Annotated in this window: 10 protein-coding genes; 7 read left to right on the top strand and 3 right to left on the bottom strand. The window is 58.8% G+C overall.

The window, feature by feature from the left end; all coding sequences use genetic code 11:
• The 4 genes from AB1772_08925 to AB1772_08910 all read left to right on the top strand — a co-directional run.
• A partial coding sequence (locus AB1772_08925) for an IS630 family transposase (protein MEW5796472.1) occupies positions 1-149 on the top strand: 149 nt, incomplete at its 5' end.
• 210 nt (positions 150-359) lie between these two features.
• The gene (locus tag AB1772_08920) at positions 360-716 is read left to right on the top strand and encodes a hypothetical protein (protein ID MEW5796471.1); all 357 of its coding nucleotides are present in this window, start codon (positions 360-362) and stop codon (positions 714-716) included.
• Positions 703-1,686, top strand: coding sequence for a radical SAM protein (locus AB1772_08915; GenBank protein ID MEW5796470.1), 984 nt, complete (start codon positions 703-705; stop codon positions 1,684-1,686). Before AB1772_08920 ends, AB1772_08915 begins: the two co-directional genes overlap by 14 nt.
• Positions 1,683-2,438 (top strand): RsmE family RNA methyltransferase, encoded by a 756-nt coding sequence (locus AB1772_08910; GenBank protein MEW5796469.1) that lies wholly within the window; start codon positions 1,683-1,685, stop codon positions 2,436-2,438. The genes AB1772_08915 and AB1772_08910 overlap by 4 nt, the downstream gene beginning before the upstream one ends.
• Positions 2,439-2,451: 13 nt before the next feature.
• On the opposite strand, the gene AB1772_08905 is transcribed toward AB1772_08910, so the two are convergent.
• Together AB1772_08905 and AB1772_08900 are read right to left on the bottom strand one after the other, a co-directional pair.
• Positions 2,452-4,059 (bottom strand): hypothetical protein, encoded by a 1,608-nt coding sequence (locus AB1772_08905; protein ID MEW5796468.1) that lies wholly within the window; start codon positions 4,057-4,059, stop codon positions 2,452-2,454.
• 1 nt (position 4,060) lies between these two features.
• On the bottom strand, positions 4,061-5,311 hold the full coding sequence (locus tag AB1772_08900; protein ID MEW5796467.1) for a membrane dipeptidase: 1,251 nt from the start codon (positions 5,309-5,311) through the stop codon (positions 4,061-4,063).
• Between the two features lie 322 nt (positions 5,312-5,633).
• Between AB1772_08900 and AB1772_08895 the strand changes: the two genes are divergently transcribed.
• The 3 genes from AB1772_08895 to AB1772_08885 all read left to right on the top strand — a co-directional run bounded on the left by AB1772_08895 (position 5,634) and on the right by AB1772_08885 (position 8,952).
• A complete protein-coding gene (locus AB1772_08895) occupies positions 5,634-6,698 on the top strand; it encodes a FlgD immunoglobulin-like domain containing protein (GenBank protein ID MEW5796466.1) in 1,065 nt (354 codons plus the stop codon).
• 122 nt (positions 6,699-6,820) lie between these two features.
• Positions 6,821-8,392: a hypothetical protein gene (locus AB1772_08890; protein ID MEW5796465.1), complete on the top strand. Its 1,572-nt coding sequence runs from the start codon at positions 6,821-6,823 to the stop codon at positions 8,390-8,392.
• A gap of 101 nt (positions 8,393-8,493) precedes the next feature.
• Positions 8,494-8,952: a YbaK/EbsC family protein gene (locus AB1772_08885; protein MEW5796464.1), complete on the top strand. Its 459-nt coding sequence runs from the start codon at positions 8,494-8,496 to the stop codon at positions 8,950-8,952.
• 509 nt (positions 8,953-9,461) lie between these two features.
• On the opposite strand, the gene AB1772_08880 is transcribed toward AB1772_08885, so the two are convergent.
• On the bottom strand, positions 9,462-10,340 hold the full coding sequence (locus tag AB1772_08880) for a DMT family transporter (protein ID MEW5796463.1): 879 nt from the start codon (positions 10,338-10,340) through the stop codon (positions 9,462-9,464).
• Positions 10,341-10,482: the final 142 nt, after the last annotated feature.

Raw genomic sequence — 10,482 nt, 5'->3', positions numbered from 1 at the left:
ACAACGTCAAGACCCTCGTGTCCCACATCGAAACCTTCATTGCTCACTACAATGCCACGACCAAACCCTTTGTCTGGACCGCCACAGCTGATTCCATCCTCGGAAAAATCAACCGACTATGTAAAGCAATTGACGGGACAAGACACTAGATGGGGCAGACCGGGAGGTCTGCCGCCCACGATTGCAAATCTCAGCGTCATTCTACCGTCGAGCCACCTGCAGTACAAGTCTTTTCGCAGAAGCGCCAGGGCGAAAAAGCCATTGCGTGGACCGGATTCCACCGTGATCTTCTATCGAGCAAGAGAGTTCCGAACCGCGGCGGCCTGACGACAAGGTCGCCGCAAACCGAGTCCGAGCGTATGTTGAGTGATGAGCAATTAGAGACCCTGCGCGCCAAGTTGGAACGCGTATACCAGGCGCCGGTGTCGCGACGGCGGATACGGGCCATTCGCACCAATTCGGCCTATCGCTGGCAGCCGCCGCTCTATGTCGAAGTCGGTTGTACTTGTGCCGTCCTGACCAAGGACGGCCCGCCTGAATTGGTTGTGGCCATTTTCGAATCGGATTCGTTTCTGGTATGCACACCCGACCATGGGGCCGAGTGCGGCAGCCCGCATATTTTCACGCGCGCGGATGTTCGCCAGGTCATCTATTCGGACAAGCTCGAGCCGGTGCCCGGCACAGTCCCCGTCAAGAGGCAACATGACTCACGATGACAAGAGCGGAAAGGGGCCGGGCCGGGATTCGGGTCAGGGTAACCTGATCGACGTGTGCAACTGTATCTGTTGTCCGCGCGAGTGCCGGGCGGATCGCACCGGCGCAAAGCTCGGTTGGTGCAAGAGCGGCGACGAAATCATGATCTCGTCGATCTGTGCCCACCGTGGCGAGGAACCGGTTTTCAGCGGCCATCACGGTATCTGCAACATCTTCTTCTCGCACTGCAACATGCAATGCATATACTGTCAGAATTATCAAATCTCGAGGGTCGATTCGCGCGGCTGGTCGTTGACACAGCTCGATGAGGTAGTCACGGAGATTGAGTCGGTCCTGGCGCGCGGCGCCAAAGGGGTAGGTTTTGTGTCACCGTCGCACTGTATCCCGCAAATGCTGCAGATTATCGACCGGCTCGGGGCGCGCGGGCACAATCAGCCGTACGTGTTCAACACCAACGGGTATGACAGAGTCGACATTGTCCGATCACTCGAGGGCATCATCGACGTTTACCTTCCCGATCTGAAGTACATGGACGAGAAGCTGGGACGGGAGTACTCCGATACCAGGAACTATCCCGAGATCGCCACCGCCGCCATAAGAGAAATGTACCGCCAAAAAGGGGCGAATATCTATCTGGACGACGAAGATGTTATTAAGTCCGGACTGATCATTCGGCACCTCGTACTTCCGGGTCAGGTTGAAAACTCCAGGGCGGTGCTCAGGTGGATCGCGGAGGAGTTGTCGCCATCGGTGCACATCTCGCTCATGTCTCAGTACTATCCGACCCCGTCGGTGCGAAATCACCCCCTTTTAGGTCGAACGCTGCACCCCGACGAGTATGAGGCCGTGATCGAGGAATTCGAGCGGCTCGGTTTCTGGCGCGGCTGGGTACAGGAACTGGGCAGCCCGCACAGCTACCGCCCTGATTTTGACCTCAGCCACCCGTTTGAGCCGGATCGCGACCACAAGTGAACTTGATCATCCTGACAGACAACGACCGCGTCGACGAGCATAACTATGTCGTGCGCGACCAGCGCGCCGAGCACATTCGAATGATCCTGAAACTCAAGGAGGGGGATACGCTTGAGACTGGCCTTGTCAACGGTCCAATCGGCAACGCGGTTGTTGCACGGGTCACACCGGATGAAGTGCTGATGCAGTGCAGCCGGTGGACTCAGGCAGCGCCGCCCGCACTCGAGATCGATCTGATTTGCGCTTTGCCGCGGCCGCAAACACTGAAGAAGATACTGATCACGAGCGCCATGATGGGGGTCAGGTCGCTGCATCTTATCAGAGCCAATCGAGTGGAAAAGAGCTATTTTCAGTCGCCGTTGATTCAACCTGAACACCAGTTGTCGTTTCTTCTGGAGGGATTGTCGCAGGGGAAGCTGACCCGGCTGCCGCTTGTTCAGGTACATGATCGCTTCCGCCGCTTTTTCGAGGAGGAGCTGACGTTGTTGTCGGACGTTCCTTCCGGACCACCACTGCGGCTTCTCTGCAGCCCGGTGACTGCCGTGACTATTGACAGCGTGTATGTCCGTTCAACACGCGAAGTGACTGTGGCGGTAGGCCCGGAAGGGGGCTGGGTGCCGTTCGAGGTGGACCTGATGCTCGCGCTGGGGTTTCGTTCCTTTACGCTCGGCCCATGGACACTGCGAGTCGAGCACGCGGTGACAGCGGCCCTGGCGCAAATAGAGCTGGTGCGGGCAAAAATGACCGGCTAGTTGACCGGACATCCTATTGCAGCACCATCTCCAAAGCCGGGCCGCTGACTGGGGAGTCCAGCGAAAACCACTGATATTTGAGGCGCCAGGTAATGCCGGCATAGGTGAAACTTAGCGGCATGACCGGAGAGTCAAGACCGACCGCGAACAGGGCACCGAAATCGTCGAAATCCTCACCCAGGCCAACCGCTGCTCCGGATTCGAGACGCAGCGCCCTGGGCCAGGATTCGCCCGGAAGGTCGAAGCCCAACTCGAACGACCCTGCCAGCAGGCGGTGACTCGGTTCATGGAACGACGGCATGAAGGTCGCGCACAGCGAAACGTTTTTGATGAACACCAGATCATCCCAAAGTCCGTATCCGAGGCCGAAAGTTCCGCCGGTGTGGCCGCGACCTTCACGGATCGTGACCTGTCCACCCACCTGCAGGAGCGCGCCCTTGTAGCTCGGCGGAGCGGAGCGCGCCTGGACATACCGAACCGAGGCCCAGTCCGGATTGGAGCGTACGAACTCGCTTGCCGCAGTCGGAGACGAGTTGCGTAATGGCTCGGGCACCATCCAATCGGGAACGGATTCGCGTGGATACAAGTACCGCGGGTCAATTTCAAACGTTACGGGATCATGCCACCCCGGCTCACGCAGTTGCGGGAAGTGTTGCCGCACCCTGGCGCCATGATCATCAAATTGGTCGGTGCGGAAACTCCAGGTCGCCGATACGGGCATCGGTATAAGCAGCAGCGCCGGCAGCCGCACTTCGGCGTAATACTCCTGGCCGCTGTTATCGCCCAGCCAGAGTTCGATCACATCCTGGGCGGCCCGGTCAGGTCCAACCGCGCCCAACCATGACCGTAGCCCGGACGGCAGTTCGCGACCCGATGATACATACCAGACGACGAGCAATTCTCGCAGTGATGTCGCACACGCCTCGAACGCGTGTTCATACGTGGGGGGATACCAGTGCAGGAGGCCGTCGCCGAAGGTCTGCCACACCTCGCCGCGGCTGTTGATGACATAAGCGCCGCGATTACGATGATAGTCGTGGGCCTCGATTCGGTTTCGCCGGGCCAGAAAAGTCAGTAGTCCTTCGTGGTACGACAATAGGTGCCCTGATGAAAACGCGTCGGCCAGAAAGCCCTGGGCGGCCGCCTCACGCTCAAGGGCGTAAATGAGCATGTTGGCTGCCTGGGTGTCGGAGGGGTCGGCTTCTGAGGCAAGCTGCAACGCGCGAAGGTGCTCGGTAAGGTAGGCGGCGACTACATTGTCATGTCGTGCGTGCGCGTCCGAGCCGCTCGTCGGGAGATCCACCGACCGAAGTTGCTGCTGAATGCTTTGTCCGCGCTTGTGGAAGCGGGAACGGTCGAAGTCGTCGGAGGCGTAGAACGCGACTCGCTCACCGAACGTGGCGCCGCTCCATGCCGTTGGTGCGATGTCCACACTCGTTTCATCGCCGCCCAAGACATAGTTACCATCGCTTGATTGCGTCCCGCACTCCCGCATCACAGTCGCGAATACGGAATCGGCCAGCACCCGGTGCTCGTTCTTGTCCCACGCTGAAACGGTCCGGCTCATGATCACCATGAGCACCAGGAGTGCAACCGATGCCCGCGACAGGTTTCTCTTCATATCAGACCAACGGCTTCCAGTTAGCCATGATGAATCTAATTGCGTTATTCGCGAGAATATCGGTGACCAGATTCGGATCGCCGAACTCGTGGAGCAGGAGCCTGTGCAGACGGCCGATCTGCTGCACGCGAGTCATGTCTTTCGGCGGGGTGATATATCCGCCGAAATCGGTGCCGATCGCGACGTGCTCGTGGCCGATCAGCTTGACCAGGTACCCGACCGTGCGAACGACATCGCGAAGTGTCCCCTCTTTCTCCGCATCGAACAGCGTGGCGTAATTGCCGAGCAGGTACGGATCCAGAATGATACCGAGCAGCCCGCCGCGACGCGCGATTTCCTCGAGATGTTCATCGATCAGCGAATACGGATGATCCCCCAGCGTGCGCGCACTCGAGTGCGACGCCACCATTGGTCGTGTCGCCACCTTGAAGATATCCTCCAACGCGGTGTTGGTGGCGTGGATGACATCGACAATTACTCCGCAGCGCTCGACCTCTTTAATCAGGTCCCGCCCGAACTCGCTCAGCCCGAGCGCGGGCCAGGGGGAGTTGGCGTCGGGAAAGAACGGATACGAGTTGCCCGATGTGGCCACGCCCTTGTTGAAAAAGTGTGTGAGGCCGATCATGGCGACACCCCGTCGGGCCAGCGGCTCGACCGCGTAGAGGCGCCCGCCCAGCGCGTGACCGCCCTCGACCGTATGAATGACCGCCACCCGCCACTCGAGACTCTCCTTGGGGGTGTCCAGGAGCGCATCCAGTTGCTTGGGGGTTGTGGCCAGCTTCGCATACGGCGCCGCGGTTGTCTGCAGCTCCTCTTCGAGCAGGTCGAGCATACGTAGAGTGTGAGCCGGAGCGTCGGGATCGGGGTCGGTCGGCATCGATAGCCACTCGTCGAACACGTTGAAGTGGGTGGCGCAGATCAGGTCGACCCCGGCCTCGTAGCAGTCCTTCCAATCCATGCCTGACCGATTGAACGTAACTTCGGCGAGCTTGGCCACGGCGGGGTACTGAAGCCCCAGGGGCGTCTGGCGATTCCATCGGTTAATGCCGGCGTGGACATGCAAATCGGCCAGCACGCGGGGGATGGTTCGGTCGGTTAGGAGCGGCGGATGCGTGCATCCGTCGAGCCACAGCAGCGGCCACGGCAGCGCCGCGCCGGCGAGAGCGCGGAGAGAATCGCCGAGGAAGTTCCTGCGGCTGATATCAGCCGCGGCGCTTTCGTTCCGCTCTCGGCGTTTTCGTTCGACCGGCATAAGGCCTCTGTTGCCTTTTCAGTATGCTCGCAAGCTACCTGCGTCGGCAATAAGGGTCAACCTCAATACAACCAATGAGTTTGTCGCCATAAAACCGGACGACCGGTGATGGTATATGACAGCACAATGACAATTTGAGACTGCTTCGTGGTCACAGTAGTCAATGTCATCACGGCTTTCGCCAGATTTTTCTTGCAACTATCGTCTGGTTGCATATACTAATAGGGATACGAGGTCGGGGCAGACCTCCGTGAGTCTGGCCGCTTTGTTTTTGCCGCCTGCCTCGGCCCGGACGTGATCAGGGAAAAACGAGGTGTTAATCATGAAACGTAGTCTTATGCTTGGCTTACTTGGGACTGTACTCGCCACTGCGAGCCCTGCCCTATACGCCGCCGACTGTTTGGAGTTTGATATTGAGCTGACCCCCGAAGTTCCTGCGGGCGAGGTCGGCCAGGGATACTTTGAGTTATCCAACTGTGGGGATGAGGCTGGCACTGCCTTGCTCTCAATCACTTTTGAGATTCCCGCCGGGCCAACTATTGTGATCGACGACATTCCGGTCCGTCTGGGCGCCGGCGAGACGATCTCTCGTGAATTTCTCTACCCGGCGCCGCCGGCTTTTGTCGGCTATACGTTTGGGGTTTGTGTCGATGCCACGCTGGGAGAGGCGATGGCCAGCGACTGCGCGTCGACCACGATCATTGAAAGCCCCGGCGCTCCGGCAGCCGGCGCGGAGAATTTCAAATTCGCCATGGCGCTCAGCAGCGAGTGTGTCGAAGTCGATCTCGAGTTGTCCGATGTCATTTACACGGGTGCGGGTGACTTTTTCGGGGAAGCGTATTTCGAATTGACCAACTGCGGCGACGAGGACGCGGTGATTCAACTGGGTTTGGATATCGAGGGGTATGACCTTTTCGATGTCATCGCCCTGCCCGTGCGGCTGGGAGCAGGCGAGACCGTCTCCCGCGAGTGGCGCTTCCCGGTACCGCCCTTCATACCGGCCGGCTCCTACACGATTTGCGTTACGGCCACGTCGGGCGGGGCGATCGCCACCGACTGCGAGACTATCGAAGTTCGCTCCGGTCAGCCGGTGGGGGCTTCGGACCAACCGATCAGCGGCGTGAGCAATTTTCCAAACCCGTTTAACCCGGTTACCAGCATCTCCTTTACGCTAAAAGACCAGTTGCCGGTTTCGGTCGCAGTGGTCAACCTGCTGGGGCAGCGGGTGCGAACACTGGTAAGCGATCAGGCTATGGCCGCAGGGGAACAGCAGGTCACCTGGGACGGCACGGACGATCTGGGCCGCGCGGTATCTTCCGGAATTTACTTCTATCTGGTCGAAGCAGCCGGTCAGACTGTCAAAGAGAAGATGGTACTGATCAAGTAATGGCTGTGGTCAGTTTCGGCTGTTCGTAGATAGCGACAGCCTTTTACTCGCCGGCGAAGAGATGGACCTCGAGCGACGTTCATCTCTTCTTTGTTGGCATACGACAACTGTAGTGTACCGGCATGACACGCCAATTGATGTCGATTGCGGCTGTTCTGTTTCTCCCTGTCGCGGCTTGGCCGTACGAACCGGCAGGCTCCATTTACGGTGAAATGCAGGGGGACCAGTTTGGGAGCGCCTTCTGCACGGTTGATTTCAATGACGATGGTTACCAGGACCTGGTGATAGGCGCACCGGCGTCGGACGCGAACGGCACATCTTCAGGCAAGGTCTATCTATACCTGGGCGGCCCAATGGCGGACACGGTTGCGGACTTGCACTTTGTTGGGGTCGCCAGTTCGTTTTTCGGCAAGGCGCTGGCCTCGGCAGGGGACTTCAACAACGACGGCGCGGAGGATCTTTTAGTCGGCGCTCCGTTCTATGATCAACCGGCGAATAACGCCGGAGCTGTTTATTTGTACTATGGCGCCGCTCAGGTCGATTCGGTGGTCGATCACATCTTCTTCGGGGAGGCCGACTCCGACTACTTTGGCATTGCGGTGGGTTCGAGTGACTTCAATGATGATGGCGTCGCCGATATCGTTGTCGGCGCCTACAAAGTAGACTGGGGGGTTTTCACTGATGCCGGCCGAGCCTACGTTTATTACGGAAGCGGCTCGCCGGACTTCGTGGTTGATCAAGTGCTTCAGGGGGAGGCCGACGGCGAGCGGTTTGGTTTCGCGCTGACCGGAGGAGACTTCAACGGTGACGGCGGCGACGATATCGCGGTAGGTGCGTACAGTTACGACGGCGCCAATCTCAACGCCGGAAGGATTTATCTCTTCTACGGTGGGGCATCGGCGGACCCGATCGATGATCTGATTATTGAGGGGCCAATCGCCGGCGAGAAATACGGCTGGAGTCTGGCATCTGGCGAGGTTACCGGGGACGATTACGACGACATAATCATGGGCACCGACGGGCACGTAATCAGCGGATTTTCGGCCGGGCGCATGTATGTATTTGACGGAGGCCCCGGCATAAACTCGACACCACATTTCAACTATGACCTGGGCCGGGCCGCCGAGGACCTGCTCGGTTTCTCGGTGGCCGCCGGAGTGGATGTCACCGCCGACGGCATAGCTGATCTCATAGCCGGGATGCCGGGCAACAACGATCGCGGTCTGGCCGCGGGCGGGGCGATTTTGTTCGCCGGCGGCGTCGCGGTGTCTGTCGATACCACGATCTATGGCGACGGTGCCCAGGAACAGGCGGGCCAGGCTGTGTTTCTGTGGCCCGACTACGGCAGTGACCAGATTGCTTTCGGAGCGGGAGGTCACGGCTACGACAGCTACCGTGGCCGGGTAGTGCTTTTCCGCGGGCCGGCAGCAGCAGACTGTTGTTCCGGCCGCGTGGGCGACGCCAATGGCGAGGGGGGTGACGAGCCGACTATTGGCGACGTTACGGTCATGATCGACGCCAAATTCATTTCGGGCACATGCGCCGGCATAATCCCGTGCCTGACTGAGGCCGATGTCAACCAGTCCGGCGGGACCACCACGTCGTGCGAAGACATCTCGATCGGCGATATCACCATTCTGATCGATTACCTCTTCATAACCGGTCCGACGCTGGGTTTACCGGAGTGTTTGTAAGACATCGCAGCGGCGGCGGTACTTGCGTGGCAGGCGGAGAAACTGTACATTGTTCTAGCACATGGCAGTTCGAACACATGTCCTTTTGATAGGAGGTATCTATGCCAACCTCGACATTGAAGGACTTCCTGGATCGCAACCGTGTCAAGTATGTAACCGTCACTCACTCGCAGGCCTACACAGCCCACGAGATTGCCGCTTCGGCCCACATTCCCGCTAAGGAGTTGGCCAAGACAGTGTTGGTCAAGGCCGACGGCAAGCTGACAATGACGGTGCTGCCTGCCACTCACAGGATCAACTTTCAGGAGCTTCAGACGGCCCTCGGCGCCGAGCGCGTGGAACTTGCCACCGAGGAGGATTTCCGAGATGTTTTCCCGGGGTGCGCTCTTGGAGCAATGCCACCGTTCGGAAATCTCTACGGTCTTGAGGTAGTGGTGGCCGACCGCTTGACGAAAGACGTAGAGATTGCCTTCAACGCCGGCACTCACACGGAACTCGTGAAACTTGCCTACAGCGACTTTGAGCGGCTAGTCAAACCGAGGGTGCTCAAGTTCACCTAGCGGACAGCTATGGCCGGGTCAGCGGCGTGTTTCCACGGCGCCCCACCGCCGGTGGAGTGTTGAAATACCGTCGGATACGTCATCGCGAGTCCCGACCGCGCTTCGCGGACGGGGCGTGGCGATCTCAACCTGCACCTACATAGCGTGTAGAGATTGTCAAGCTACGATGCGACTGCTTGGACGCGGCGCACCTCCACCCGCAATGACTGTGCGATCGGCTTTCTCATCAGTCCGCTTGCGGTGGGTGAAGATTCTGATGCGACCCTTGTCTGCCGCACGCACGGCAGATCAACCATAGTAGAGCTGGGGGCAGTCCGCTGGCTGGCGGAGTTCGAGTGATCATCGCAAAATCCCACCCGTTGGGTGGGGTACCGTGGAGGCGACAAGAAATGTAGGTCAAAACCGTTGAGTCGAACGCGAACGCGCGAGACGTGGTTTTGACGACAAGACTTCGTTCCGAAGTTCCGTTCAGATGAGCACAACCCACAGCAGAGATGTGGGCTGCCAGATTATTGTCGTCTGCGCGGAGCCGGCAGTCCTGATACAACCAAAGCAGCGAATATAAACAGTCCTCCGATAGCCCGATGAGCGACCAGCGGTTCGTCGCCCAGTGTCCACGCGAACAACCCGGCGAATACCGGTTCGAATGCGAAGATCAGTGACACTTTAACCGGCGCCGTGATGCGCTGCGCCCACATCTGGATGACGAATGCCGTCAACGTGGGAAAAAGCGCCAGAAAGATAGTGGTCCAGGCAGCGGCCGGCGTGTGGACTCTCATATCCAGACCAAACACAAATGCCGTGACTAAGCTTAGCAAACCCACCAGCAGGAACTGCTGGCATGAGATGACCAGTGGGTCAGCTCCCAGGCGAAGATACTTGTCAGAGTACAGCACGTGTAGAGCGTAAGTGACTGCGGCGGCCAGAGTCAGGATATCGCCCACATTGATATCGGTCAGGCCGCCGGTCAGAATCCAAAGTCCGATCAGCGCCACGCCGCAGGCGACCCATTCCATAATCGACGGCCGCTTGTGAAACAGCCAGCGCATGGAGATTGGCACGAAGATCACAAACAGGCCGGTGATAAACCCGGAATTCGACGCGGTTGTGTATTTCAACCCGACTGTCTGCGGCACGTACAGGAACCAGAGCATTGTCGCCAGCAGACAGCTCGCCTTGAAATCGCGGCGGATGTCACGCCCGGTCATACGGACCACAACTGCCATTATCGACCCGGCCAATAGAAAGCGATATGCGACCATGACAATCGGATCGATTCCTGACAGGGCGTCTTTCACCATGAAGAAGGTCGCGCCCCAGATAGCGGCTGCGTAGAACAGGCCGGTGTCGGCCAGGAGTTCAAGGCTCCTGGAAGTAAGCGCGGGCATAGGTAGATGTTCAGTAACGTGGATCAGGCCGCGCCTGTCAATCGGAGTTTGAATTGTGGCCGGCAGAAGTGGGATTGTCGGGATGACGAGCATCCCGACCTACAAGCCCTGATCAGCCTCCCCCAGACTGTAGTTGCTTCGC

Source organism: Candidatus Zixiibacteriota bacterium, assembly GCA_040752815.1.
Classification (GTDB): Bacteria; Zixibacteria; MSB-5A5; order GN15; family FEB-12; genus JAGGTI01.
The sequence above is the reverse complement of the archived record's forward strand: the minus strand, read 5'-3'. Positions and strand labels throughout refer to the sequence as shown.

Excerpts from the sequence above, each read along its gene's own strand:
- AB1772_08920 (MEW5796471.1), top strand. The coding sequence starts at position 360 with ATGTTGAGTGATGAGCAATTAGAGACCCTGCGCGCCAAGTTGGAACGC.
- AB1772_08915 (MEW5796470.1), top strand. The coding sequence starts at position 703 with ATGACTCACGATGACAAGAGCGGAAAGGGGCCGGGCCGGGATTCGGGT.
- AB1772_08905 (MEW5796468.1), bottom strand. The coding sequence starts at position 4,059 with ATGAAGAGAAACCTGTCGCGGGCATCGGTTGCACTCCTGGTGCTCATG.
- AB1772_08900 (MEW5796467.1), bottom strand. The coding sequence starts at position 5,311 with ATGCCGGTCGAACGAAAACGCCGAGAGCGGAACGAAAGCGCCGCGGCT.
- AB1772_08895 (MEW5796466.1), top strand. The coding sequence starts at position 5,634 with ATGAAACGTAGTCTTATGCTTGGCTTACTTGGGACTGTACTCGCCACT.
- AB1772_08890 (MEW5796465.1), top strand. The coding sequence starts at position 6,821 with ATGACACGCCAATTGATGTCGATTGCGGCTGTTCTGTTTCTCCCTGTC.
- AB1772_08885 (MEW5796464.1), top strand. The coding sequence starts at position 8,494 with ATGCCAACCTCGACATTGAAGGACTTCCTGGATCGCAACCGTGTCAAG.
- AB1772_08880 (MEW5796463.1), bottom strand. The coding sequence starts at position 10,340 with ATGCCCGCGCTTACTTCCAGGAGCCTTGAACTCCTGGCCGACACCGGC.